At 46.7% G+C, this 26,139-nt stretch carries 21 protein-coding genes and 1 pseudogene; 11 read left to right on the forward strand and 11 right to left on the reverse strand.

Annotated features, from left to right (window positions below):
• Positions 1-20 precede the first annotated feature (20 nt).
• Positions 21-2,708: a TrlF family AAA-like ATPase gene (locus tag APAR_RS01020; RefSeq protein ID WP_012808287.1), complete on the forward strand. Its 2,688-nt coding sequence runs from the start codon at positions 21-23 to the stop codon at positions 2,706-2,708.
• A gap of 730 nt (positions 2,709-3,438) precedes the next feature.
• On the opposite strand, the gene APAR_RS07080 is transcribed toward APAR_RS01020, so the two are convergent.
• The 8 genes and pseudogenes from APAR_RS07080 to APAR_RS01060 all read right to left on the reverse strand — a co-directional run bounded on the left by APAR_RS07080 (position 3,439) and on the right by APAR_RS01060 (position 12,973).
• Positions 3,439-4,002 (reverse strand): hypothetical protein, encoded by a 564-nt coding sequence (locus APAR_RS07080; protein WP_012808288.1) that lies wholly within the window; start codon positions 4,000-4,002, stop codon positions 3,439-3,441.
• A gap of 28 nt (positions 4,003-4,030) precedes the next feature.
• Positions 4,031-4,603: a restriction endonuclease subunit S gene (locus tag APAR_RS07465; protein WP_280990952.1), complete on the reverse strand. Its 573-nt coding sequence runs from the start codon at positions 4,601-4,603 to the stop codon at positions 4,031-4,033.
• Positions 4,604-4,654: 51 nt separating this feature from the next.
• Positions 4,655-5,134, reverse strand: a pseudogene (locus tag APAR_RS07470) (restriction endonuclease subunit S); the annotation flags it as partial.
• Positions 5,135-5,200: 66 nt separating this feature from the next.
• Complete coding sequence (gene xerA / locus APAR_RS01040) at positions 5,201-6,187, reverse strand: site-specific tyrosine recombinase/integron integrase (protein WP_012808289.1); 987 nt, start codon at positions 6,185-6,187, stop codon at positions 5,201-5,203.
• A 95-nt stretch (positions 6,188-6,282) separates the two neighbouring features.
• On the reverse strand, positions 6,283-9,660 hold the full coding sequence (locus APAR_RS01045) for a DEAD/DEAH box helicase family protein (protein WP_012808290.1): 3,378 nt from the start codon (positions 9,658-9,660) through the stop codon (positions 6,283-6,285).
• A gap of 9 nt (positions 9,661-9,669) precedes the next feature.
• Positions 9,670-10,830: a restriction endonuclease subunit S gene (locus tag APAR_RS01050; RefSeq protein ID WP_012808291.1), complete on the reverse strand. Its 1,161-nt coding sequence runs from the start codon at positions 10,828-10,830 to the stop codon at positions 9,670-9,672.
• Entirely contained in the window at positions 10,823-12,343 is a 1,521-nt protein-coding gene (locus tag APAR_RS01055; protein ID WP_012808292.1) for a type I restriction-modification system subunit M, read from the reverse strand. Before APAR_RS01055 ends, APAR_RS01050 begins: the two co-directional genes overlap by 8 nt.
• 42 nt (positions 12,344-12,385) lie before the next feature.
• On the reverse strand, positions 12,386-12,973 hold the full coding sequence (locus APAR_RS01060) for a restriction endonuclease subunit S domain-containing protein (RefSeq protein ID WP_012808293.1): 588 nt from the start codon (positions 12,971-12,973) through the stop codon (positions 12,386-12,388).
• A 133-nt stretch (positions 12,974-13,106) separates the two neighbouring features.
• Here APAR_RS01060 and APAR_RS01065 point away from each other — a divergent pair, with 133 nt between their 5' ends.
• Positions 13,107-14,489 (forward strand): AbiH family protein, encoded by a 1,383-nt coding sequence (locus APAR_RS01065; RefSeq protein WP_012808294.1) that lies wholly within the window; start codon positions 13,107-13,109, stop codon positions 14,487-14,489.
• A 443-nt stretch (positions 14,490-14,932) separates the two neighbouring features.
• Positions 14,933-15,205, forward strand: a complete 273-nt coding sequence (locus APAR_RS07275) for a hypothetical protein (RefSeq protein ID WP_143714096.1) — start codon at positions 14,933-14,935, stop codon at positions 15,203-15,205.
• A 245-nt stretch (positions 15,206-15,450) separates the two neighbouring features.
• Here the strand turns inward: APAR_RS07275 and APAR_RS01075 are convergent, their stop codons facing one another.
• Positions 15,451-15,768, reverse strand: a complete 318-nt coding sequence (locus tag APAR_RS01075; RefSeq protein ID WP_169302131.1) for a helix-turn-helix domain-containing protein — start codon at positions 15,766-15,768, stop codon at positions 15,451-15,453.
• Positions 15,769-15,992: 224 nt separating this feature from the next.
• Between APAR_RS01075 and APAR_RS01080 the strand changes: the two genes are divergently transcribed.
• From APAR_RS01080 to APAR_RS01110, 7 genes are all read left to right on the forward strand, one after another.
• Positions 15,993-16,655 (forward strand): hypothetical protein, encoded by a 663-nt coding sequence (locus APAR_RS01080; protein WP_012808296.1) that lies wholly within the window; start codon positions 15,993-15,995, stop codon positions 16,653-16,655.
• Position 16,656: 1 nt separating this feature from the next.
• Positions 16,657-17,718 (forward strand): hypothetical protein, encoded by a 1,062-nt coding sequence (locus APAR_RS01085; protein ID WP_012808297.1) that lies wholly within the window; start codon positions 16,657-16,659, stop codon positions 17,716-17,718.
• Positions 17,719-18,138: a hypothetical protein gene (locus APAR_RS01090; RefSeq protein WP_012808298.1), complete on the forward strand. Its 420-nt coding sequence runs from the start codon at positions 17,719-17,721 to the stop codon at positions 18,136-18,138.
• 197 nt (positions 18,139-18,335) lie between these two features.
• A complete protein-coding gene (locus APAR_RS01095) occupies positions 18,336-19,235 on the forward strand; it encodes a Fic family protein (protein WP_012808299.1) in 900 nt (299 codons plus the stop codon).
• A 69-nt stretch (positions 19,236-19,304) separates the two neighbouring features.
• On the forward strand, positions 19,305-21,134 hold the full coding sequence (gene glmS, locus APAR_RS01100; protein ID WP_012808300.1) for a glutamine--fructose-6-phosphate transaminase (isomerizing): 1,830 nt from the start codon (positions 19,305-19,307) through the stop codon (positions 21,132-21,134).
• 171 nt (positions 21,135-21,305) lie between these two features.
• A complete protein-coding gene (locus tag APAR_RS01105; RefSeq protein ID WP_003150265.1) occupies positions 21,306-21,644 on the forward strand; it encodes a PadR family transcriptional regulator in 339 nt (112 codons plus the stop codon).
• 2 nt (positions 21,645-21,646) lie between these two features.
• Entirely contained in the window at positions 21,647-22,198 is a 552-nt protein-coding gene (locus APAR_RS01110) for a DUF2812 domain-containing protein (protein ID WP_003150416.1), read from the forward strand.
• Between the two features lie 152 nt (positions 22,199-22,350).
• Here APAR_RS01110 and APAR_RS07280 read toward each other — a convergent pair whose 3' ends face one another.
• The gene (locus APAR_RS07280) at positions 22,351-22,614 is read right to left on the reverse strand and encodes an LPXTG cell wall anchor domain-containing protein (RefSeq protein WP_169302132.1); all 264 of its coding nucleotides are present in this window, start codon (positions 22,612-22,614) and stop codon (positions 22,351-22,353) included.
• A gap of 366 nt (positions 22,615-22,980) precedes the next feature.
• On the opposite strand from APAR_RS07280, the gene APAR_RS01115 reads away from it, so the two are divergent.
• Positions 22,981-24,528, forward strand: coding sequence for an ATP-binding cassette domain-containing protein (locus APAR_RS01115; RefSeq protein ID WP_012808301.1), 1,548 nt, complete (start codon positions 22,981-22,983; stop codon positions 24,526-24,528).
• 71 nt (positions 24,529-24,599) lie between these two features.
• Here APAR_RS01115 and APAR_RS01120 read toward each other — a convergent pair whose 3' ends face one another.
• Complete coding sequence (locus APAR_RS01120) at positions 24,600-25,829, reverse strand: condensation domain-containing protein (RefSeq protein WP_012808302.1); 1,230 nt, start codon at positions 25,827-25,829, stop codon at positions 24,600-24,602.
• Positions 25,830-26,139 lie beyond the last annotated feature (310 nt).

A 26,139-nucleotide genomic window follows, 5' to 3' on the forward strand; every position in this document is an offset into this window, starting at 1 on the left:
TTTGAAGGGGGAATTTTAAAATGGCTATAGCTAAATGGTATAAAATTGATTTTCATACGCATACTCCAGAGAGTAGGTGTTTCCCAGATAAATCTATTACGGCAGCAAGATGGTTACAGGCTGCTAAAGATAGCGGATTGAATGCTGTAGTTGTAACTGATCATAATTCAGTTGGATTTATTAGTGAAATAGAAAAAGTCAAAAATCAATTTGAGGAGCTTAATCCTATTAAGGGTAATCTCTTTAAAGTTTTCTATGGTATAGAATTATGTGTTTCAGCTGAGTTCACACATATACTTATAATTTTTGATGACAAAATGTCAGTGACTGAAATTGAAGATGCAGTCATTGGTTGTTTGGGATTAAAAAGAAATGATTGGGCAAATACGGAGATAAATGTTTCTGAGGATAAATTAAAAAAGTTATGCCAAGAATACGAAAATAAAGTGTTTGTTATACCTGCTCATTTTGCATCAAATAAAGGCTTAGGAACATGTAGAACAAATGCAATAAAAAAATATCAAGAGTTTGTTAAGTTTTCAGCCGTAGAGGTTAGAAATTCTACAGATGTTAAAGAATATAAAAACAAACTAAATAATAAAGTGATTAATGAAGCTGTTTTAGTAACTGGATCCGACAATCCGTCAAATAAAGACGAGACTCAACATTCTATTGAAGGGTTTGGAAAGATATTTACGTGGATTAAAGTTTCAGATTTATCATTCAATGCATTAAGACAAGTTTTTATTGGTCCTGAACATAGATGTATAAATTGGTTGGATTTAGAAGCAATTGGCATAGATTATAATCCAAACAATATATCATTTAATTATATATCAGGGATAAACTTTAAGGGCATATCACATATGACTGATATGAATATAAGATTTTCACCACATCTAAATTGCATTGTTGGTGGAAGGGGAACTGGAAAATCAACACTTGTAGAAGCTATTAATTATGGCGTAGGTAATGAGTCTGATTTAAAAAGATGTAATTTAATGGAAAAAACTTTTGATAAAAGCGGGTCAATTAGTACTTTCTTTAATTTTGGGGAAGTAAAAGCATACAAGGCAAATTGTATTAGGAGTGGAAAGCAAACTGTTTTAACAATAGAAGATGATAATGGTGTTGTAGATAATCCACCAGAATTTAAAATAGACTTCTATGGTCAAAAGGAAATATTTGGATTAATAGAGGATGATAATGATATAAGTAGCAGTGATATAAGCCCATTGATAAAATTGATAGATGATAAAGTGAAAGCGGAGTTGTTTTCATATAAAGATGATATTGAAAATTCTATATCGAGCATGGTATCCTTATCAAATAATTACAAAGCTAATCGCAAAAAAATCCAAGATATGCCTGGAATAAAAGCCGAAATAGAAAAGAGTGAGGCTATTCTAAAAAAATTCCAAGCTAGTGGTATTGAAAGTGCTCGTGCAGAATATGAACAAACTGATAATGTTATTAAAACAATTAATGAGAAAGTTCAAACTGAAAAAGAGGTTATTAACGAATCTATTCAAAGATTTTCAGAACTAAAGGAAGATTTAAACAGAGATATTTTAGTTTTGTTGGAAAAGTTAGGTAGCGATGATGAGAATATCCAAATAGTTACAGAATTAAAAGATATAAACGATGAAATTATAAATCATGCTAATAATAAGATAGATTCTTTAAGCAAATTAGAAGAAAAATTTAATTCTTCAAATATTTACAATAAATTAAAAGTTGATTATGAAAAGTATAAAGAAGCGGTGGAAGAGGTTAATAATACCGGTGGGGAGAACATTGATTATATACAAAATCAATTGCAAAATAATAGAAACCGCTATGATCAATTAAATCAATTGCAGCAACAACAACGGATTCTTAAAGAGAAAATTAGGCAATCTATATGTGATTTTGTGGAAAAAAGGATTAAATTGTCTGACAAAAGAAAACATGTAATCCTTGAGTTAGGACTTGATACTATAAAAATTGAGATTGTTCCTTTGGGGCATATTTCAAGATGGAAAGCAAATTTACAAAAGGAATTTGGTAAAGAAGGAATATTTGATTCTGAGTTTGAAAAACTATCAGAAAATGTTTTATCAAAAACTAATAATTTTGAAAACTATAAAAAATTCCTTGAGTTTTTATTAATTGATGATACTGGAGATATAGAGTGTCTTTATGAAGATATAAAAACCGATCCAAGGTTTAATAAACTATGGTTAGATAAGCATAAGAACGATACATTAAGTTCAATGGTAAAAATAATTCCTGAAGATAAAGTGAATATAAAAATTTTAGAGGATTCTGGTGAAATTGATATAAATGATGGCTCTCCAGGTCAAAAGAGTGCAGCGCTACTTGCTTTTATTCTTAATAGTGGAGATAGCCCGTTAGTGATAGATCAACCAGAGGATGATTTAGATAACAGTTTAATATATAGTTTAGTTGTTACATCCATTAGGCGAATGAAAAAGAAACGTCAAATAATTATAGTAACTCATAATCCCAATATACCGGTATTAGGAGATGCAGAAGGAATATTGATTTTAGATAGAGATTCCTTTGGCAAAGTTACATTTAGAAAAGATAAGAAGGCGGGCTGTATAGAAGAACAAGTAATAAAAGAAGGAATTTGTGAAATAATGGAAGGTGGAGAAGCAGCTTTTAAAAAAAGAGAAGAAAAATATCTAAGCCTTCTGGGTTGATAATTAGTACAATTTATTTTATTGAAGTATTTTGCTTAAAAAGTACCTATAAAAATAAAGGAAACACAAAATGTATGCGAATAAGAATCTTGCAAATGCTTATTTTATAATGGGTAACAGACTTTATATGAAGAGTGGGAGTAGGGAAATAGCCCATTTCATCTAGTCTCATCCTACACGTCTAGTCGTGGTGATTAGCAACTAATAGCCTGTATTAGACAAAGCCACTGGGACTTTTGGGGAGTGGAAAATGCTAGAAAGCCCTGAAATCTTCGAGTTTTGGGGCTTGTTTTATGGGTGTTAACCCGCGGAAATACTCTTCACTCCACTGTGTTGGGGTGACGCGTTGCGACCCGTTGCAAAGAGAAGTGACTAGATGCCAAGACATGCCAAAGCGAGAAGAGTATTTTCATCGCGTTTTTTAGCCGCATGGGCATTTTAGGACGAACCATGTAGTCATTTTGTAGTCACCACGCCTTTTCAGCCCTCCGTTTCGCAAAGCCGCAGGTAGAAGTGAAGAGCGACAAATCGAGAAAATTCTCGTTTTCCGGCGATTCCGGGCCGTTTTCGGGGTATTCGGAAAGCCGTTTGTCACTCTCAACATCGTGTGCAATAGGCGATTTCGGGCCCGTTTTGGCCCCCGAAAACCGGCAATAGTAATGCGAGAGTGACGATTTGCGGCAAAGAAAAGGGGCACTGCAGCGTCCCCGTAAGCGCTCTACGCTCTGCCCTAGCCCATGAAACGGGCCTTCCAGGACTCGTAGTCGCCCTCGTCTATCTCGCCCGATGCAAGCTGGTCCCTCATGCGTTTCCATGCCTTGAGGGTCTGCACGGCCTTCTGCGAGCCTTCCTTCTTGGGATCGGGCGCTATGGCCACCCCGTCTTCGGTGACGACGGGTATGAGGCTCAGCTCCCTCTCGTAGCGGAATAGGACCTCGAGAGTACCCCTCGCGCCGCTTACGCCTATCTTGCGTATGGAGTCGGCGGCGACGTCGTCGACTTCATCGCCCGTGACGAGGACGACCTGGTCTTCGTCCACTGCCAGGTCGCACAGAACGGCGGCGAGGGATTTCCCGAGGAGGACGCGGACCGCGCGGCGCTCGAACGGCTCGCGGCTGCCTACCTCGTCGAGCACCTGGACTCCGAGGAAATCCGGATTAGGTTCGACGTTGTGAGCATGTTCATCGTCGGCGAGAGTCGGGCGCTTCTCCGTCACCACCTCAACGCGCTCGGCACGCTCTAAGCGCAGGGCATCCCTGGGAGCTTCGGCTCCCAGGGCGCTGGCTATGCTCAAAGCATGTCCATCATCTTCAATATGACGCTTATGCGGGCGATTGAAAGCAACGGTCTTGCCCAGATTCAAATCGCAGTTTGTCGGCCTGTTGGACGAAGGCCGCGAACTCTTGCTGAGCATCAAGTGAAGGAAGGGAGACGATAGTGGTACCAACAATTTTTGCGTTAAGGTTCTTCATTGTCTGTCCAACGGCTTTGCTTTCAAGGGCGTCCTTGAAAGACGGAAATGACAGCACACGTTGGAGATAATCAGGGCGACACTGCGCTGATGGACGGACAATCATGCTGCCTGTGCCGCACAAATAGCCCTCTTCACAAACAACCGCACATCTGCCAATTTCACCTCGGCGTCCAAGAACAATATCGCCAGGTTTAAGGTGATAGGTCTCCATTTCGTCATACTTACTGTCACTGATTGTGAGGTCGTTGTCAGGAACTATCTTTCTGCCTGCCATATGAGACGGATTAACAAGCGCGTGCCCGCCAGTGATGTAGTCTTGCTTATGTAGCGAGCTACCAAAAGGCCCAATTCGCAGTTCGCAGAAGTCCTTGATGTAATGTTGCGGCCAAGGCGAGCTTTCATCAATCGGATCCCCGAACATCTCGACAAACCGGGATTTGACGAGGGTGTCAAGGCGAGATGTTTGCTCCTGGGTTATAGCAATCTGTTGGTTGATTTTATTGAGTACGGCTGTTTGCGCAGACAAAGTTTCCTCATTTGGAATGGCTATCTCAATTTCCGAGATCTTACTCAGCTTGATGGAGGGAAAAGAGGGGTTTTCGATTAGTCGATTGGGCTTATTGTATTTGAAGTAGTGCTGAAGAAAAGTCGACATGGAGCCTTTGGGTGTCACGCAAGCCAAGTGCGAAACGACATAACATGGTCGTTCAAGGGTATAGACGTAGCCTTTTAGGCATGACATGCCGCTCTTCGCAAACAACACTGTTCCTGCAGGAAATAACTTGAGCTTGAGCTGCTTTGCCGTCGGCTCATCAACCTTATCAAGCATATCGTAATCGCCGTTCTTGATAAGGCCAGATAAACTACCTGCCCTAACAAAAGGAATCCCCTCTTCAGAAAAATCGCTTGCCTTCGGTGCGACGTTTCCAGTGGTAACGTTTGCGATGTCCCCAAGCCGAACTCGCTCGCCGACAAATTGCGGTTTGGCATGGAATCACCAGTACAGTTCGTTCTTTGCCTAGGCGATAAATTTTCGATGGGCTTGTTTGACATTTTCTTGGTCAACCATCGCGTAACACAGTGTGGTATCTATCTTGCTATGTCCCAACAACACCTGCACCTGCTCTATTGGCATTCCTTTATCGATGGCTCGAGTGGCCATGGTTCTTCTGAATTTATGTGGGTGCACCCTCGGAAGCCCGAGAGATCTGCCCAGCATGCGCAGTCGCAGCTCTACCCCGCTAATTTCAAGGCGCTTCTTTGTTCCATCGAGTGAAATAAACAAAGCAGGGTTCTCATCATGGCGACTATTTAGGTACTCATGCAGGTGCACTTTAGTACGCGCATCAAAATAGACTCTGCGCTCCTTGTCGCCTTTGCCTCTCACTACGCATTGCCTGCCCTCAAAGTCGATGTCTTCTCGATTGAGTCTCACAAGCTCGCCAACGCGCATACCCGATGAAGTGAGAAGGTCTACGAGCGCTAGATCTCGAACGCATGTACATCCATCACGCATGGTTTCAAGTTCGTCATCAGTGATTACGGGCTTGATGTTCCGAGGAGAACGAATCTTCTTAATGCGCCTTACAGGACTCTTCAGGATGTAATCCTCCGCCTCAAGCCAAGAGAAAAGGCTTGAGATAACCCGCCGCACGTTGTCGACCGTGATTTTAGAGACGCCTTTACGTTGCCCGTACTCAATGAGGTAGCTGCGCACTTCCTCAGTTGTTACCTGGCGAAATCCCGTTGTGATGTTCACCATGTAATGATGCAGAACACTTGCGTAGTAGCTTATCGTGCGTTCAGAGCATCCCTCCAGTCGCTTGGCTGCATAAAACGCATCAAGCATCCGCTTATTGCTCATCGATGTCTTTGCGTCTGCCCTGGCCGCATCATCATCCAGGCATTGGCGCAACACTGCGTGAAGGAGGTCCCTCTGACTTCCGCTCAGTGCTCCCTCCATCAAGTGTTCAATCCTGCTGATTGTCTGCTTGTATTCGTTCATAACCCATCCTTTCCAGAATGGGCCAGGCAGGGATGCGGGCGGACGGGCGCGACTAGCGCCAATTTTGCTTGGCCTAGGCGTACGTCCGCCCTCAGTTAAGCGGCAGGCGTGGTAGCGTTGTCGTTTACCGATTGAATAATCTGCACGAGGCGTCGTTGCCTTCTTCCGTCGAAGAGCCTTACGAAGCTCTGCGGTTGATCAAATGGAGGCTTGCCCAAATCGGCCAAATCCATAAAGCCATTGGTCTCTACGTAGTCGACGATCTTGTGAACGAAATCCATCTGCTGGCGCGAAAGAGACTCGTCTCCTAGAAATTCCGCAAAAGCATCCATCGCGGCTTCATGCGAAAGACCTGCAACTTGCCGTACAAGCTTCCCGAATGGAGTGTCACCATAAGCGGCTCGATAGTCCGCTTCATTACCTAGTTCGACCGTGAAAATACGCTCCAGCTCATTGAGCTCGAAGGAAGTCATCTGTTGGTTGTGATGAATCTTGGCGATTACCGTGTGGTTCGCATTCTGAGCGATATAGCGACTTACCTTTAGCTTATAGTCCTCGAAATCCTCTTTAGGGCTAATAGCATCGCCCTCGCAGCGTCCAACAACGGAGTCGGTGACTCGCGTTTCCACCATCAGAGGCCTGCTGTCGCCGATGAGGAACTTCATAAGGTCACGCAGCTCTACGCGTACCTCTTCAAGCGTGATTAGACTTGCACTCTCAAGGAAGCCCTCGGATGTAACGCGTTTCAGGAGATCCATTTTCTCCCGCACCTGGGGAATGCTTGCCTTATTTTGCAGCCTCACGGCAATGCCCACCACGCGTGTGCGATGGTTTTCTGTGTTGGTTCCACTTATGAGCACCACCATATAGGCATACATGAGCGCATCGAAGCGCAATGAGAGCTCTTCTTCACCATCTGCACGCACTAGAGGGGCGACCTTGTTGAGGTCTGCTATATCTACGTCCTCGAGGACTTGATATGAAGGAACTTGCGAGAACTTGTCAACTTCACGGATGTGCAATTTGACCGCAGCAGTAAGCGGTTCCTTAACGCTTTGGACTTTAACCGCCATTTCCTGGACTACTCGGACGCGCCACTCCTGGTAATCATCAGATGCGAAATCTGCTCCCTGCAGGGCTTGGGCAAGCAGAGCCTGACGCTTGAAAACCTTCTCCTGCATGCTTTCCGGGTTAGCACCCTCTGCTAACTTTTGCTCCTGGCGGAAAAACTCGAAGTTACCGCACCAGTCGAAAATGAAGAAGTGCTTCTTGTCTTCGTATTCTCCAGACACTTTGTCTTGGGCATGTATTCCCTCACAAAGCCTGGTTCCACGTCCTATCATCTGCCAGAACTTGACCTTCGACTTCACTTGCTTGAAGAACACGAGGTTAACGACTTCGGGCACGTCGATACCCGTGTCCATCATGTCGACAGACACGGTGATGGTGGGCATTTCCTTCGTCTCGAAGTCAGTAATAACAGTTGGGGCGTAATCGTCCGTGTGCACAACGCGCTTGCAAAAACCTTGTGCGCCAAACTTCGGATAGAGCTCGTTGAAGCGTTTGACGATTATCTCTGCATGCTTGCGGTTCTGGGCGAAGATGATCGTCTTTCCTATGTGCTCGCCGCCCTTGATTTTGATTCCCTCATCCATGAGGGTCGTAAGGACGAGATCGATTGTGTGCTCGTTGAATACAAAGCGGTCTAGCGCGCTTGCCTCGACGTAATCAGGTGCGGAAGTTCCCTGCGCTTCCTCCCAGTCATCGTCGTAGCGCTGGCGATCTTCCTCCGATAGCTCGTCATATGTGATGCCCTTGGAGAGAAAGTTCGTCTGGACCTCGATGTTGTAGTAGGGGACGAGAACCTTGTCTTTCTCAACCGCGGTCGCATACTCGTAGAGGTACGTTGGGATACCGCGTTCGACTTGGAAGAAGTCATAAGTATTGCGATCGACTTCATCTTTGGGGGTTGCCGTGAGCCCAACCACCGGTGAATCGAAGTAATCGAAAATGGCGCGGTATTTTTTGAAAATAGAACGATGGGCTTCGTCAACGATGATGAGGTCGAAATGAGCCGGCGTAAACAGGCGCGCATCCCCATCTCTCTTCACGTCATCTACCGCATTCAATATGGTGGGGTACGTGGAGAATACAATGCGTGCATCGACATTCTTCGCCTTGTCATCGGTCTCACAAAGGTTGCACACGGTCATTGTGGTTAGGTAGTTTTGGAAGGCATTCTTTGCCTGTCGAACCAATGCAACACGGTCTGCAAGGAAAAGAACGTTAGTCACCGCTCCCGCACGGGAGAGCACGTCCACCAAACCTGCTGCGGTTCGCGTCTTTCCAGTTCCCGTGGCCATAACGAGAAGGCTTCTCCGATGCCCTTCTTCCATATTCTGGCACACGGCTTCAATGGCCTCTACCTGGTAGTAGCGGTTTCGCCCGCCGCCAGCAATGTCGCGATTGACGGGCACGGTGGAAAGATTCTTTACCTTACCGCGCCTGTTCATAAGGCGCTCGAGATCTTCTCTGCCAAAGACGCCCGAACAGGCACGAGGTGCAGCAGTTCCGTCATCCATGAAGCGCGTCTCAAAGCCATTGGAGAGGAAGACGAAGGGTCGGTACCCGTACTTCTTTTCCAGGCAGTTTGCATAGAGACGAGCCTGTTGCTCACCTTTCAAGGGATCGTACATGGTGCGCTTGGCCTCGACGATTGCCAAGGGCTTGCCATTCCTGCCCAGAAGTACGTAATCGATAAATCCAGTACCCGTGGGGTTCGGCATACCGCTAACTTCAGCCTCGGTCTTTACACTGTCATCGAGGTTCCAACCTGCATATTCAAGATCAACATCGATATAGCGCTTGCGCGTCTCATATTCGGGAATCTCATCCGGATTGAAATGCGTTTCCTCGGGGCGCTGCTCCTTGGTTTCGCTGAACTGTGCCCGCTGTGCCCTCACCTGCTCTTCCAGTTGGGCTATGCGAGCATCTTTTTCTGCATTCTCCTGCAGGGTCTTTCGCAGTTTCTGCTCGTCAAGCGCCTGTTTCAGGACGGGAATCGCCTTGGGATCAAAATGGCGCTCCTCGTAACTTGGCCCATAGCAGTAGTCAATCCACTCAACGAAGTTAAAAAGTCCTGCTAATGCAGCGAGGGCATCGCGTGCATCAATTTGCCGTTGGGTGTGAGCCGCGTTGTTGCCGAGCTTCCAGATGTAGCGCAGCTGGCCCCAGGTAGTAGTGTCCATGGCATTCTTGAAGCTTGCCTCATGAATGAGGGAGGCGAGGTTGCTACGCCATGGCTCGTTCATTGTTTCGTCGGCCGCATAAACCCATTTGACGGCAAGTTCCATCGCCTTACGGCATGCAAGTGCGCACATAGCGGGACTTGATGCGAAGGTGCGTTCTGCATCTTCGCAAGCGCCAGAGAACATCTCGTACTCTTTAATGTCCTTAAGGAAGCTGAAATTCATGATGTTGTCCTATATCGCGAAGTATTCCTGAGCGAGACTGTCGTACAACGTCTGGAGTTTTTTCTTCTGCTCTTCTGCTACAACTCGCAGTTTGTCGACCTGCCGGACAAAGGTCGCGAACTCTTGCTGAAGAGATGGAGGGGGCACGCAGAACATTTTTCTTGATAGAGCTGTTTTGTTAAGGATGCCTTTGAGCTGCATGTTGATATCAGAGCAAAGATAGTCTTTTGAAAGCGACAGCATCCAGTAAAGATACTCAGTCAAGATTCCATCTGCAGGAATAATCGCATTTATTTGTTGGTTGAATGCTACGGGTCTATCGGCAATCGCCACTTTGCCTATGGATTTAACGCTTCCTGCAATGCATGACATCAGCACGCTTCCTGATGGAGCAATCCTGCCCGCAGATGCCCCGTCCTCAGAAAGCGATTCAGCTGCCTTTGTAAGCACTGGGGTTGATGTGATGTTGTCTGTTTTAATCCATTCAATATAGTCGCCGTAGTACTCAGGTTTTTTTCTTGATGGGGTATTCCCTGTGATTATTTTGGCAAAGCTATCTAGGCGCGACTTCTTATTCGAATTTAGAGCGATTGGGTCCCCGAACATCTCGATAAACCGGGATTTGACGAGGGTGTCGAGCGAAGCAATAAATTCTCCTCTTGCCTCAATCTGCTTTTCAAGTCGCGATAAGACAACAAGTCTTTTTTCCTGTACATCAATACTAGGCAAGGGCATCTCAAGCAAGCTAAGTGCATCGAATTTGAGATTGCTGCGCACGGTACCAGACGACCTAAACGCTATCTGGTTGAGTCCAGGCTTACTCTTGAGAAATCGCAGCAGGTAACCCGGCGCCAGATGTCTCGTATCAACCGAAAAGACTACATAGAGCGGGCTTACAACCACTCTATCGGCAGACTCTTGTAGTGCAATTGAACCTACGTTAATACGAGACGGGTTATAGGCAAGCATTCCTCTTTCGACAAGGCGATATGCTTCCAGTTCCTTGCTAAAGACCTCTTTGGAAAAGTATTCAGTTGATGGTACGAATCCATGTGAGTTCGTAACACTATATACATCCGTGCACTTTGCACCCTTATTTCTTTTGCCCGCAGCGCTAACAAAAGATGTAAGTCTCACTCGCTCGCCGACAAATTGCGGTTTGCTAGTCATCTAGCCCACCGCCAAGCACCTTCTTGAGCTCTGCAAGACCTGTCGCCATTTCCTTATTCAGCTCGTCGAGCTCTGCCACAATCTGTTCCGTAGGAGGATATTCAATGCGCTCGTACTCAGTCTCAACGTACTTGTTGAAGCTGAAGTCGTAGTCGTTGTCGATGATGTCCTGCTTGGAGACGAGGAAGCTCTTCTGCTTGCGGTCGCGTTTCTCTTCACTTTCCAAATGAGCCCAACGCTCCAGAATGTCTGGCACGTCGTTGTGGGCATCATCGATATCTCGCTTGTCATCGAGTGTGTAGCCGTCGCCCTCCATGTTGTAGAGCCACACCTTGTCAGTGCCACCGGCATTGGTTTTCGTGAAGACAAGTACAGCGGTACTTACACCGGAATAGGGTTTGAATACGCCGCTTGGCATGTAGATGATGGCGCGCAGCTGCTGGTTGTCAACGAGCTCTTGGCGCAGCTGACGATACGCCTTGGAATTGGTGCGGAAGAGCACGCCGTTGGGAACGATGCATGCGCAGCGGCCGCCCACTTTGAGCATACGCAAAAAGAGCGCCACAAAGAGCAGTTCGGTCTGCTTGCTGTTACAAATCGCCTTGAGGCTTGGTGCGATGTCTTCTGTGTCGACGCTACCTGTAAAAGGCGGGTTGGCAAGCACGAGGTCGTACTTGTCGCTGGTGGTGTTTTGCTTACTTACCGAATCAACTAGCTTGATGTCTGGCTGGCTAATGCCGTGCAGCATCAGGTTCATAGCGCTGATGCGGAACATGGTCTGGTCGGTCTCGCCTCCAGAGAACTGATGACGACCCTCCGCAACAACATTGCCATCCGCGTCCTTCTCCGCCGCCTCACCGGCAAAGACTGTCCAGTCATCGTCTTTCATAGCTGAGTCATTACGAAGATGGTCGGCGGCACTGATGAGAAAGCCCGCCGTACCCATGGCGGGGTCGCAGATGCGCTCACCGGGACGGGGATCGACCATAGCAACCATCATGTCGCGGATGTGTTTGGGCGTGCGGAACTGACCATTGGTGCCAGCGGTGGAAAGCTTGGAGAGCATGTATTCGTAGAGGTCTCCGAGATCATCCATGTCGTTCTCGAAGTCGTTCATGAGAGAGTCGATGCCCGAGACTGCTTTCTGCAGGGTGCGTGGGTTGTTGATGCCGAAGGTGGCGTCACGCATGCTGCGTGCAAAGGGCGTGTCATCATGCAAGGTTTTGATGAAGGGAAAAACCTTGTCCCGTATGGCTTCGAGCATTTTTTCCGGCGCCATGTTCTTGATGGAGCACCAGCGCATCTCCTGCCCCTCTGACGTCTGAGGGAAAAGGTACTCCTGCGGAATGCCAAGCTCTTCCATGCGCTCTGATTCTAGTTCCTTATCGTCGAGCGAACGGATGAACATAAGGTAGGTAAGCTGGGTGATAACTTCCTGCGGGTTGGTGATGCCGCCTTCCCACATCCTCTGCCAAACGTCGTCTACCTTGCTCTTGGTTGCTCCGGTAATCATGAGTGCTCCTTTTTGGTGGTGTAATCAGAATCGTTCCGTAAATCAGTGCATTGCTATTTGGTCAAACGTGCTGAAGAGCAGCTGGTCGCTCTTCGCTTCCGCCAGGCGATAGAGCTCCTTACGCTTTTGCGTGTTCTCGAAGAGCTCTGCAAGCAGCTGCTGCACGCTTTTCGACGGAGTGAGTACTGGTATGTCCAAGATGTCCTTCTTCTTGAGAAGCTGCAGCGTCACCCCCTTGCTCTCGCTCTGCAAAAGCTGTCGTGTCTGAGGCAAAGTAAGAAATGCAGCTAGGTATCTCATGTCGATGTCTGCATCAGGAAGTGGTCTGATGATGAGCCCAAATGAAGTGACCAACAGACCCTCATGTGCGCAATCGATATAGGCACAGTCATAGGGGGTTGATGTCTTTAGAATTACATCACCACAATGTGTGAGGAGATCTTCTTTTACTGCAGAGACCTTCGCTTCCACGAGTTCCTGATTGATGACTCGTCCGTTTTCTATTGCTTTTGGAACAAGGACCTGCGTTGCGTGAAATGGGACACCTTTTGTCTGCCGCTTCGCACGGCTAACGGGTGCGCCGGTCTTGACCGAACACAGTGCACCCAAGTGTTGATATGCAGCAGGCATCTTCGCTCCTCTCTTGAAGGACGGATTTTTGTTCTTACCATTATGAACATTTTATTCAAAATTATCGTTGGGTCAAGTGATAAACTGTTCTTATCGGTATGAACATCTAGGTGCGTATAGCGAGGAAATACACATGGATGACCTGTCACAGAACTCTTCAGAATCAACCGAGGGCAATAGCCCATTCAGCGGCCTGGCAAAGGCAATCAAGCAAGATGGAAGCTTCCCTGCGAGTTCATTTGGAAACGGAGCGTTTTCCAATGCTATTTTGGAGCATTCGAAGATACCCGAACCAGATTATCCGTACCTTATCGATGCTTCACCTACGGACTATTTACTTAAACCTGACTGGAACCAGCTAATCATCATAGGAAACGGCTTTGACCTAGAGTGCGGACTACACTCGACCTACCGTGATTTCTTCGCGTCGAGGCGGAAGATTCTTCTTTGCGAAACAACCCCGGGTAAACGCAGCGAACAAAGCTGGGGTAAATGCCTGAAGGAAGCTGGGATATCGGCGTGGGAACTGATTCTCCAAGACAAGTACGAGTCGTATTGGTACGACATCGAAAGAGCCATCAAGGACTGGGTTGCATGGGACTATACCAGGATTGGATTCCCTTCGAAAAATACTGCCATTGTCCTGCAGTACATTAAGAGCGGTGCAAAGTCGGACCAGGCCGACCCCGACAGGTTGGTAGGTGCTAAGGTCGCCCGCTATGTCGAGGACACGCATCCTGCGGCTGAGATTAGAGGTTGGGAGGCGGAGGACGTCTATGACTTCCTCCTTGAAGAACTACACGCTTTGGAGCATGAATTTGCATCTTACTTGAAAGGTGAGATTGCGCGTAGCAGCGACTATAAACAAAACGCTATCAGGCTCATGTGGAATCTTCTAAATGACGAGTTTCCAAAAGACAGCGATAAATACGAAATTGAAGAGTCCGTGCTCAGCTTCAATTACACAAGGCCCTTTGGCAGTCAGCTAGGGAGGGCCCCACGCACAAACATTCTCTCTAATGTGCATGGCAGCATCGAAAAGGACAACATCGTATTCGGCATAGACGGTAGTGATTGCATGGGCCTCAACAAAGTTATTGAGTTCACTAAAACCTATCGTCTGATGGCTTTGGGAAGCCCCGATTTCAGCCGAGTCGTCCATGGCGATGGGAAAAGCCCGATGAGTCATTCAACGGATTTAATTAAATTCTACGGGCATTCGCTTGCAGATTCAGACTATTCGTACTTCCAAGCGATATTCGACAGAGTTGGCCTATACAGTGGGAACACGCGCCTTGTCTTCTACTATCGCCCTCACAAGCTAAGAGATGGATCAATGCGCTCCGAGAAGGACGTAAGAGAATCCACAATGAAAAGCGCTATCAAGTTACTCACCGCCTACGGGAGGACAATGGAGAATGTCGATCATGGCAAGAACCTTATTCACAAATTATTGCTTGAAGGGCGTTTATCGGTGAAGTTACTCCCCGATGACGAAGTTGTTCCCATAGGCTAAATCCCTATTCGCTAATCAATGCGTGCTAAGACCATAGCTTAAGTTATCTGTCAAATGTAGCACGAAACCGTGCTGTATCGTAGCACAATCTAAACGATAGCAAGCTTCCTATGTCGTACGCACAAGGCGCACGCATAGGGCTTGGGTCGGTGGCGGCAATAAACCCTTCGTCAGCGTATGCGTTGCCGTGGGGCCGTCTTGCGACCGAGCGTCGCGGCCCTCCGGCCGATGACGCTGCGGGGGGGATGCCCCGCGCCCCTGGGAGGCAGGCGCCCTCCGAGCACCTGCCCTGAAGATGAAGAACAACGATGAACGGACGCTGTGAGTGCGTATACGTGAGGCTCACGCCCGGCGAGAAGGACCGGGCGCTCGACTTCGCGTCGCGAAACGGCCTCACTGTCTCGTAGCTCGTTCGCGCGCTCGTCCAGCTGCCCGCCGACTGCATGGTGGAAGGCACCCGCACCGCCGTGGTGCTCGACCGCGCCTCCGCAGGTAGGCTCGATCGCGAGATGCGTTGCTGGGGAAACCGCTACAACCAGGCCGTGCACGCGCTCAACCGCATCGCCTACTACGCCGCGCGCGACAGCCTCAGGACCCATGAGGCGCAGCGGCTGCTGAGCGTCGTGGTGGGAAACCTGGAGGATTTGAACGTCGCCGTCGTGCAGCTGCGCGAGGAGACGCATGATCTCTGTAGTCACGCAATCGTGAGCGTGTAGCCGTACCCTGAGAGAAGTGCATATCCGGCCATACGAGCGCTCGTGCCGTGTAGCGCTACCTCGAGAGGGATGGACGCGTCCTGGCAATTGACTTCCTGAACATCGACGCCCCGGTCTCCAGGGTGAGGAATGGCTTCGAGGACCACGGGCGCATCGACTGGTGGTGCGAGATGGACCGCACGCGCGCTGCCTTCGGAAACGATGCCGCCTGGAACGGACACCGCGCGCGGCCATGAGGTTCCAGATCAGATGTCGTTGCCCATGGCGCGAAGCGTCTCGTCTAACTCGTCTTTTCTGACACGCAGAAGTCTCCCGATCCTTATGGCGGTGGTCCACTGCCGTTTGATGAGCTTGTAGATCGACGTCTTCGATACGCGCAGGTATTCCGCGACCTGTGGCACGTCTACGAGGTCGTTGGGCAGGTCGTTCGCCTCGGATGTCGAGGAGGCGGCAGATTCCCGTATCTTCGCCCCGACATTCTCGAGGCTTTCGGCATCATTATCCGATATTCCGATAGGCGTCGGGAATGCGTCTCGTGGCATCTGGAGGATGTCGTCGTTCATGGGATGGTCTACCGTCCTTTCTTCTGGCATCTGGTGCGCTTGGGTCGCAACAAGGTCCAAGGAGTCGCGTTTCTTGGACGTGACAAGCAGAGAGATGCCTAATGGGAGGCGCGTGCGCAATGTCCCAGTGCCAATGTTGACCAACCGGCTGAAACAGGACGAGAAATCTTTCTGAGGTGGGATAATACAATAGTGAATAGGAAGAACACAGAAAGGGGTATCTAGTGAAAAAGCAGCTCGTCATTGTCGCAAACGAAAAATATCTAAAGTATGCAACCTACCTGCAGGGTCTCATTAGCTGTATCGACGATGAAGAAGACAGGCAAGTCGGCACCAAGGACGGTGCAGTATCTGCCGTTATTTGGGACGAAGAGCACCATAAGGCGAATTCAAAAAGCCTGGCATCTGGCAATAGCGTTGTATTCTTCGGCGACAGCGAGTATGTCCGCAAGAACTGCTCCGAAATCAATACAAAGTTTTCGAAGTTCGGCATGACCTATGGTTGGCTAGGCAACCATGCAAATCTCTGCGTGGCCAATGATACACTGAACGAAGATAATGCTGCTGATTTCTATCAGATGGCCGAAGAATACGGAAAGCGCTTCGAAAAAGAACTTTCGTTCTTGTTCAGTCCCAAGAGGGATAAGGAGATTGGGAACGACGTGGTCGATCACGCAATTGCTGTCGTTGAGTTCGCTTTCCCCCCGGCACGTATCGTCGATCTTGTCATGAACAGGGGTAAATCCTCTAAGCTTTCCAATAGGTTGGCCATGGCGATTGGAAAAGGCGTTGACAAGACAAAGAATGCCGAAGCCGTCGACCAGCAGTACACCTTGCTCACCCTGGTCTTCTACATGGATAGTCTCAGCGAATTCCTGGGCATCTAACATGAACGGTTTTGAGGAGGGTTACTCATTCTATGCCGACTCGAGCGGGGCAAACGTCGCTGCTCAAATGGGTAACCTATGGGTCGGAGAAGTAAATGCAGCAATAGACACACTCAGAAGTGACCTTCTCGAGTTTTCAACAAGTGGAAAGACTATCGATACGTTAAGCGGCGATCTTGCTGAATTCTGGCATGCGGACACTTACAACATCGACGCAATCCTAAACGGATCAGAAAATCGCGCGCACGTTCCAAGATCAACTAGGTTCGCCTCGGCAGATGTGGAGCTTGACACGGGCGAGTCTTTCCAAGTCAAGTACTGCCAAGATGGCGCCCACAGCGCGAAAGCTCACGCCGTTTCCTACAATGAAGCTTCTCGAAATCCTAGTACCTCAAAAGGAGCCACCGAAGCAATCCGAGCTGGAGCAAATCCCAACGATTCTGTTTATAAAGGCATGGGAAGGGTTATTCCCGAGGGACAAAAAGAAGATGCTGTCAGAGAGCTGAAAAGGAGAATTGCAAAAGAGTCCGTAACGAGAAAAGAGCAGGTCAGCCGGCTCGAAGAAACGCGAGAAGCGTTGACGGATACGGTCGGTAATGGGGATGGTGTCAAATCCAAATCACTGTCCAGAGAGGCTTCTAAAGAACTCGCTCGAGAGGTCAAGGAAGGAAGAGTCGACCTTGACGCGAAAGACATCAGCACTGAGCAGCTTGTAAAGCTCGAGCATGTTATGAAGTCGTCTCTAAAAACAGGAATGACTGCTGCGACTATTGCCATGGCCGTTAAGGCAGCACCGATTATTGTATCGACGATTAAAGATGCAGCTATTGAGGGTCGCATCGATGTTGATCAGCTTCTGAATGACGGGGCAGACACTGCAAAAACCGGCGCAGGGGCATTTCTTTCGGGAACCATTACGGCAGCTTTGACAGAGTCTATGAAGTCAGGACTTCTCGGTGAGACCTTCAAAAATGCATCTTCTGAAGCTGTTGCGCTAGCTGTTGTTCTGGCAGGAGAAGGCCTGCGAGAAGGATATCGTCTTGCCAAGGGCGAAATCACGTAGGTGCAGTTTACTGAGATCATTTTCCGCAAGTCTTATTATGCGCTGATTGCCATGGGCGGGGGTCATTTAGGGCAGGCTCTTATTCCTGTTCCTGTTATCGGATACATGCTCGGCAGCTTGGCAGGTTCTCTTGTTGGCGGAATAACCTACGAAATTGGAAGTACTGTGTTTGTTGGCCTGTGCGTCAACAGAGGTATGACGTTTTTCGGATTGGTTGAACAGGATTACACGCTTCCCGAGAATGTACTTAAGAGCATCGGCTTGGAAGTGTTTGAGTATGAGACCTTTGAATTCGAGAAGCCGGCATTCGAAACTTTTGCGCCCGAAACCCTGGCACTCGAATCATCTCGTCTTGATCAATTTGAAATCAGGTATTCGCGCAGGGGTCTTATCGCCTTCAACAAAATTGGTTATATCTAGCAAAAGCTACCTGCGACTATTCTTTGAGCATATGATGCTTCAGCAAGAGAAGATAGACCTCAACTGCACAAAATTTTTTCATATTTTTATTATTTGAGCGAATTATGTTATTTATAAATATTGCCGATATCGGCAATAAATATCCTCTTTTGCTATAATAATCTCATCAGTTTTTGCCGATAGGGAGGTGAAGCTCGATGGGATTTCTTTCTGTAGCAGAGGTTGCTGAGCTCTGGGGCATATCTGAGAGAAGTGTTCGCAATTACTGTGCTAATGGTCGCGTGCCGGATGCTTTTCTCGTGGGAAAAACTTGGAACATTCCAGCCGATGCGGCAAAACCTTCTCGAAAAAATGCTAAAACATCGTCAACAAGTTCGCTGCTTTCACGCTTGATTGAAGAAAAGCCCTCAAAAATAAAGGGCGGCATTTACCATAAGATTCAAGTTGAGCTTACCTACAATTCTAATCACATTGAGGGAAACAAACTCTCCCTTAATCAGACGCGCATGATTTTTGAGACGGCGACTATCGGTGTTGAAGAAAATCCTGTTCACATTGATGACATCGTAGAAACTCAGAACCACTTTCGCGCTATCGATTACGTGATTGACCATGCAAAAGACCCCCTTACAGAGGGCATTATCAAAGAACTTCACCGTATTCTTAAAACAGGAACAACAGATTCTGTAAAAGATTGGTTTGCTGTTGGAGGTTACAAACGCCTACCAAATGAGGTTGGTGGGCGAGAAACCACTCTTCCAGAAAATGTTGCTAAAGAGATGAAATCGCTGTTAAGGGCATATAACTCAAACAGCTCTCATACCTTTGAAGACATTGTTGATTATCACGTTCGTTTTGAACGCATTCATCCATTCCAAGACGGAAATGGACGTGTCGGCAGGTTGATTATGCTTAAAGAATGCCTTACCCATGACGTTGTCCCGTTCGTAATTTCTGATGACATTAAGTCTTTCTACTATCGAGGGCTCTCTAAGTGGAATAAGGAGAACGGCTATCTTCTTGATACGTGTCTTACAGCCCAAGATAGATTTAAAGCCACGCTGGATTACTTCCGAATTGCCTATATAACTCGCTAAAATAGAGTGGATTAATTAAAACTAATCGTTTCTGTGACACTCCCAGAAGCATACGATTGGAGCTTATATATGTGCGGCATCGTTGGTTTCACCGGACACCAAAGTGCAAAAGATATTCTTATTGAAGGTCTTAAACGTCTCGAATATCGTGGGTATGACTCTGTCGGCATCGCTTTGCAAAACGCTACCAATAAAGAACTTACGGTCGTACATCGCGTAGGAAAAGTTGCGGGATTAGCTGAAGCGGTGGAGTACCTCGATAACGTAAGTCCCTGTGGCATTGGACATACCCGCTGGGCAACGCATGGTGCTCCAAGCGAGCGTAATGCTCACCCACATACCTCTTGCGATAATAAAATTGCTGTCGTACATAATGGCATCATCGAGAATTTTGCCGAACTCCGTGAGCAACTTGAAGCTCATGGGCACAAATTCCGCAGCGACACCGATACTGAAGTTGTCGCTCACCTTATTGAAGAAGCCTACAGCGGCAACCTTCGCGATGCTGTTGCCAAGGCATGCTCGCAGATAGTAGGAACCTATGGACTTGCTGTTATATGCTCTCAGGAACCTGGTCGCATCGTAGTTACTCGTAAAGATTCCCCCATCGTCCTTGCACATGGCGAGAAGGGCAGCTACGTTGCATCCGACATCATCGCGGTTATCGAAGCCTCCCGAGACGTTACTGTCCTTGGCGACAACGAGTTTGCCGTTATGGAGCCCGATGGCATCAGCTACACCGATGCTGAAGGCAATCCTATTCAACCTAAAGTTATGCACGTCGATTGGGATGTTGACGTTGCCGAGAAGGGCGGCTACCCCGATTTCATGCTCAAAGAAATCCATGAGCAGCCACGTGTTATCCGCGACACCCTTGCAGGACGTCTGACCAACGGCGTACTTTCCATTGATGAGCTAGGTATGTCCTTGGAGCAGCTCCGTTTAATTGATCGCGTTTATATCATTGCTTGTGGAACCAGCTACCACGCCGGTCTTATCGCCCGTCAGCTTATCGAAGGCTGGGCACGCATACCTGTCGAAGTTGAAGCTGCAAGCGAATTTCGTTATCGCAACCCCATTATTACTCCGTCAACGCTGGTAGTTGCCGTTTCTCAGTCCGGTGAAACTGCTGACACTCTCGCAGCCATCCGCGATGCCCGCATCAAAGGGGCCAAGGTTTTTGGCATTACCAACGTTATTGGTAGTCCCGTGGCCCGTGAATCCGATGGTGTTATTTATACTAAGGCTAACAAGGAGATTGCCGTTGCCTCAACCAAATCTTTCCTCGGCCAGATTGTGAGCCTGACGCTTCTTGCCATGGTTCTTGCGCAGGCAAAAGGAAAGCTCTCAATCGCTCAGATACGCCTGCTCTTTAAGGAACTTGCCGATACCGCCGAGCAGGTCGAGGAGGTCCTCAGCGATACAAAGGCTATCGACATCGCAGCGCAGGCCTGCAAAGATGCTAATGATGCCTTGTTCATTGGCCGCGGCATGGGGGCTGCCATCTGCTACGAAGGCGCCCTCAAACTCAAGGAAATTAGTTATCTTCATGCCGAGGCATACGCGGCCGGAGAGATGAAGCATGGCCCCATTGCACTTCTGTCCAAAGGCTATCCTGTCATTGCCGTAGCAACTAACTCCCCGGTATACGACAAGATGATCTCCAATATCCAGGAATCCCGAGCACGCGGCGCCATGATTATTGCCGTAGCAACCGAAGGTGATCAGGAAATCAAAAAGCATGCCGACTATGTCATCTACGTGCCTAAAGTCAGAGATGCCTTCTCACCAATCATTGCCTCGGTACCTCTCCAGCTTTTTGCGCGCTCCATGGCTCTTGCACGCGGCTGTGACGTTGATAAGCCAAGAAACCTTGCAAAGTCAGTAACGGTCGAATAAGACACTGACGAGCCTGAAGAACGGCGGAACAAAACCTCAAAAAATTTTCTAAAATCTTCTTGACAACTATTACGACTCTCGATATATTATGTATAACGATATAACGTTACTCGATATATCGAGAGTCGTAGTTCTGTTTTTCGTCATAGTTACACAACGAAAGGAGGGGTTATGGCAAAGGCAATCGATTCCGGTACACTCACTGAACCGACGTTTTACATTCTTCTTTCTCTTTATCAACCTATGCACGGATATGCCATTATGCAAAACGTCCAAGAGATTACTGACGGTCGAGTTGCCATCGGAGCGGGCACACTTTACGGTGCCATTAATTCGCTCATTGAAAAAGGTTGGATAGAAGCTCTGCACAACCAACCCAGCGACCGTAAAAAAGAGTACCGAATCACTCAGCAGGGCAAGCAAGCTTTTTTGCAGGAAGTTAATCGACTACAGGCACTTCTCGCTAACGCACAAAACGTCATCAACACAGCCAATACAAAGGAGTCTTGATTATGAGCACCTCAACAACAATCAAAAAATTCTTTACCGACTTTGATGCAGAAGAAGCATGGCTCAATCAAATGAGCGCCCAGGGTAAAGAGCTGGTTAACTATCGCGGCGGAACGTACACATTTACTACAAGCGAGCCTCATATGTGGCAATATGCCATTGAGATCTTGGGTACAACCTCAAAAGAAGGTCGCGATTACCTCAGCTTCCTTGAAGACATGGGTATTGAAACCGTATCCACCTATGCCGGCCGAGCTTATCTGCGCAAGAAGGATGACGGAACCCCCTTTGTTCTCCACAGCGATCTGAAGTCTCGCATCGCCCAAGCTCAAAAGGCCAATTTTTGGCCCCCCATTATAATTACACAACTTTTCATTGTACTGGCACTTTGTGTAAACGGAGTTTTCCAACAGGTATCTCCTGTCGCCTTCGGCATTCTCGCTGGAATAGGTATTGCATTCATAATCGCTGCGGCTATTGAATTCTTTGTTTTTGCAAAACCATATCGCAAGCGCATCCGCCAGCTAAAGCAAGAGCTTGCTATTAAAGAGTAGCGAGAAGAACTTGTCGTAATGTATGTGATAACTGTTCAGTAATTGTCATGTAAACTTAGTCTTAGTTGATACAAAGTGTCATACAAACAGGGCCACATCTTTCGATGCGACCCTGTTTTGTTCTTACCTGTGAGATCTAGCCAATGGGAGTGTTATTCGCGCCGGCCTCTACGACGAAGGTATATTCCGCCACCAATGAGAACCACTGTTGTAGAGGCAAGTGCGATTGCAATACCTGTAGCGTTCGAGTCCCCCGTATAAGGGACAACTCCACCGGATTTCTTAGCAGGTTTTCTGTTGGACTTTTGAGGTGTGTCTTCTTTTGGCTTAGGGGTATCGTGAGGAACTTCTGTATTGGTAATGGTAAAGCCTGTTGTGGCGCGAGCGGATGTCCTTGTTGATAATCTTGCCGACAATTTCCTCAGCAACTGTCTGCATGAGACAAGAATTTCGGATACACGATCAATAGATGGGTTTCTCGCCCCACCAAGTCCCTCTTGTCTTAATGCGTTTCCAAAGCTACTATGGTTTTAACAGTCTGCCGGAGCCTTTGGCAAGCGCCGGTACGAGAAGGGATCAGGTGCATGAAGAACTAGCGATACTCATAAACCCGAATACATGTAACGTCGCCGACGGCTATCACGGGTGTAGCATCGCTTATTCATGTCTTAACACACGCTAAATAACGATATCTTTGCAGTTAGACATATTCAAAGTTAGATACAGTTAAAATTTATAATTTGCATGCTGCTCCGCATAGCCTTCGGCAGAACCGAGGTATCATGCAGCTTAATCTTTCAAATATTGAATATATCTATCCATCAGCGGTAGAGCCTACTTTATGTAAGGTGACTGCTACGCTTCCAGAAGGATGGACAGCTTTTGTTGGCGATAATGGCTCTGGCAAGACAACACTTGCACGTATTGTGTGTGGTTTGTTGCAGCCTGACGTGGGAGTTGTGAGCCCTTCGCTTTTCTCGACATATTGTGCTCAAAGTGCAAATGAACCTCCCAGTAATCTCTTTGATTTTGCGGTTGCTTATGATGACCTGGTAATAAGGTTAAGAAACGAATTGTCTATTGAGGATGATTGGTCTTGGCGCTTTGACACACTTTCTTGCGGGCAACAGAAGCGTCTTCAGATTGCGTGCGCACTGTGGTCTACTCCTGATGTACTTGTTGTTGATGAGCCTACCAACCATGTTGACGCATCCACTCGACATGCTTTGTTTACAGCGTTGTCAAAATTTAAAGGCGTTGGCGTACTCATTTCTCATGATCGAGAATTGCTTGATGCGCTTTGTTCGCAATGTCTGTTTATAACAAACGGTACAGCTACTATGCGGCCTGGTGGGTATTCGCAGGCATCTTCGCAGGTAGCTTTAGAGCGTTCAAGTGCAATTCATGCTCGAGACATAGCGCAAAAAGAGAAGGCACGAACAGAGCGAGAAGTTCAACGTCGTCGAGAAGAAGCATCTCGAGTACAAGCACGTAGGAGTGGAAAGGGTATTGCAAAGAACGATAGTGATGCAAGAGCAAAAAAGCGCCACTACATTGTTTCTGGTCAAGATGGAAAGGCGGGCAAGTTGTCCGCTCATATACAGAGCAGGCTTGAAAAAGCAGAGGATAACGTTGCTAACAGTAAAGTTGAAAAACGGTATGATGCTCACGTGTGGCTTGACGCTGAACCGAGTAGGAGAAAGGTTCTCTTTAGGATGGAACCTGGCCACATTTCCGTTGGTGAGTCTTTGCTTAGTTTTCCAGCACTTTTTATAGGTAATACAGATCATATTGGACTTGTTGGGGACAATGGATCTGGCAAGACTACTCTGGTTAAGAAAATTATCGCGAGCATTTCCGCTGATATGAGCCCTATTGATATGAGTTCTATGGATGCAATCTTTGCAAATATGGGTGGAGCGGATACAAAGGTACTGTATATTCCTCAGGAACCTGATATAGCGCAGAAAGAAAACACGTTGAAGAAAATACGAGAGCTTCCCAGCGCTCAGCGAGGACAAGTGCTTTCTACTGTGGCGCAACTTAACTCAGATCCAGATTGTATTCTTGAGGGAGATACCGTAAGTCCAGGTGAAATGAGAAAGCTTATGCTTGCGCTAGGTATTTTAGATTCTCCAGAACTTGTAATTATGGATGAACCTACTAATTATCTTGATCTTGGATCCACAGAGGCTCTTGAGCAGCTACTGTCCGTATACCCTGGGGCGCTTTTGCTTGTTTCACACGACGCATCGTTGGTAAGTTCGGCTACGTCCTTAACCTGGAGAATACAAAAGTTAGGGGACGGTTATGAGCTTGTAGTAGATTAGTGCATCAATTTTATGTGGCGAATTACTGTGCAGTGACTTGAAGTCTTTAAAAAATTTTATTTTAAGAATTGTTATAAATTTTCAAGCACACTACAGATATTGTCCACAACAGAACAAAGTACATCAAAGCTTTTCCCACTCGCATAGGTACAGACTGAAAGAGTGCATTTGTCTTTGTACGTAGACGCCGCCAGTTGAAAATAGGGCACTGGTTTATCTGCAGTAGCAATGAAAGCATCTGAAATAGAAACTCCTTGGAATACAAGGAGTTTCTCATCCATTTTTCCTAAATTTGTATATGAAGTTATGGGGACAGAAATAGCCCTGGAAAGTAATCCTTTTACAATTGAAAGGGGAAGAATGCGATATAAGATATGCAGCAACATTGGTTCCTTCAGACAGGAACTACTGTTCTTTTGCGTATGCATTTGTGTAGTGATTTCACGACAAATCTCGTCAAAGGTGCTATTGTCATTAAAGTTGATATGACAGTAATAATTCCCCGTTAAATTACAGATAGAGTTACGTGTGTCTGTACTAAATTTACGAAGATCAACTGGGCACGGAATAGTAATGTTATTCCATTGAAACATATCGTGCAGTGTTAACAGATATGCTGCAAGTAAAATATCATTAATGCTTGGTTTGTGTTCATTGGTGCAAGAATGATATTGCTCTAATTTAGATATGCTAATTTGCCTAGTTATGAGATTTGGCGTGCGACTACTCTCATTAAGCGGTAGATGTAGTTTTGTGCTGCTATGTTTTTGCGTCTTTGAGCATAAAATCTTTATTTTTTGCCCCATGGAAAACCTATTAATTACTTGAGAGAAACTTCTATCTCTATTTATTTGTTCTTTTATTTCAGTACCCGAATATAATTCAGCTAAAAGATATAGTAATTGCTCAAATCCTCTTCCGTCACAAAGTAAATGGCTTGCGATTATACAAAGAGAGTCTTTTTCTTCTCCACATAGCCAGTAAATTTTTAGTGGTAGATCAATTCCAATTTTAAGAGACGTTAATAATGAATCATTTTCTAAAGTTGAGAAATCATTTTTAGCAGATATGGTTGTTAATAAATCCTCACATGAAGCATGAGAATCTGTAGCCCATGTTCCTTTTTGAACTTTGTACTTACATAGTAAAATCGGATAAGTTGAAGCTAATTCTTCTATAGCACGTTTTAATTTGCCGCCTTGTAACTTTCCATTAAAACGGATACATCCTCTAATAATGGGATTTTGGACAAAGCTGTACATGTATTGCATGTAATCAAATGGCTGACCTTTTATATCCATAAGACATCTATGTCCTTAAACCGCCACTACATTATCTTTTTATACTGATTAACGTAAAATTCAGGACTTATCATCATGATGAGCTCCTTTCTGTACAAAAATATCTTGTCACTAATCAACCAATTAGACAATGCATCAGATACTTTTATATTGGGTTAAAACCATCTTTTTTGCTGTTTTTCTCTGGCAGAGTTAAAGAAGTGCAGACGGTTACTACAAGAAGTAGTTTTGAATAAGGTTTATACAGTGGAGACCATTGAGAATTGTGAGGTACACTTATAGGTAAATAGTTAGTCATTTCTAACATATT

The organism is Lancefieldella parvula DSM 20469 (genome assembly GCF_000024225.1).
Lineage (GTDB): Bacteria > Actinomycetota > Coriobacteriia > Coriobacteriales > Atopobiaceae > Lancefieldella > Lancefieldella parvula.

Excerpts from the sequence above, each read along its gene's own strand:
- APAR_RS01020 (WP_012808287.1), top strand. The coding sequence starts at position 21 with ATGGCTATAGCTAAATGGTATAAAATTGATTTTCATACGCATACTCCA.
- APAR_RS07465 (WP_280990952.1), bottom strand. The coding sequence starts at position 4,603 with ATGTTCGGGGATCCGATTGATGAAAGCTCGCCTTGGCCGCAACATTAC.
- xerA (WP_012808289.1), bottom strand. The coding sequence starts at position 6,187 with ATGAACGAATACAAGCAGACAATCAGCAGGATTGAACACTTGATGGAG.
- APAR_RS01045 (WP_012808290.1), bottom strand. The coding sequence starts at position 9,660 with ATGAATTTCAGCTTCCTTAAGGACATTAAAGAGTACGAGATGTTCTCT.
- APAR_RS01050 (WP_012808291.1), bottom strand. The coding sequence starts at position 10,830 with ATGACTAGCAAACCGCAATTTGTCGGCGAGCGAGTGAGACTTACATCT.
- APAR_RS01055 (WP_012808292.1), bottom strand. The coding sequence starts at position 12,343 with ATGATTACCGGAGCAACCAAGAGCAAGGTAGACGACGTTTGGCAGAGG.
- APAR_RS01060 (WP_012808293.1), bottom strand. The coding sequence starts at position 12,973 with ATGCCTGCTGCATATCAACACTTGGGTGCACTGTGTTCGGTCAAGACC.
- APAR_RS01065 (WP_012808294.1), top strand. The coding sequence starts at position 13,107 with ATGGATGACCTGTCACAGAACTCTTCAGAATCAACCGAGGGCAATAGC.
- APAR_RS07275 (WP_143714096.1), top strand. The coding sequence starts at position 14,933 with ATGGTGGAAGGCACCCGCACCGCCGTGGTGCTCGACCGCGCCTCCGCA.
- APAR_RS01075 (WP_169302131.1), bottom strand. The coding sequence starts at position 15,768 with ATGAACGACGACATCCTCCAGATGCCACGAGACGCATTCCCGACGCCT.
- APAR_RS01085 (WP_012808297.1), top strand. The coding sequence starts at position 16,657 with ATGAACGGTTTTGAGGAGGGTTACTCATTCTATGCCGACTCGAGCGGG.
- APAR_RS01095 (WP_012808299.1), top strand. The coding sequence starts at position 18,336 with ATGGGATTTCTTTCTGTAGCAGAGGTTGCTGAGCTCTGGGGCATATCT.
- glmS (WP_012808300.1), top strand. The coding sequence starts at position 19,305 with ATGTGCGGCATCGTTGGTTTCACCGGACACCAAAGTGCAAAAGATATT.
- APAR_RS01105 (WP_003150265.1), top strand. The coding sequence starts at position 21,306 with ATGGCAAAGGCAATCGATTCCGGTACACTCACTGAACCGACGTTTTAC.
- APAR_RS01110 (WP_003150416.1), top strand. The coding sequence starts at position 21,647 with ATGAGCACCTCAACAACAATCAAAAAATTCTTTACCGACTTTGATGCA.
- APAR_RS01115 (WP_012808301.1), top strand. The coding sequence starts at position 22,981 with ATGCAGCTTAATCTTTCAAATATTGAATATATCTATCCATCAGCGGTA.
- APAR_RS01120 (WP_012808302.1), bottom strand. The coding sequence starts at position 25,829 with ATGGATATAAAAGGTCAGCCATTTGATTACATGCAATACATGTACAGC.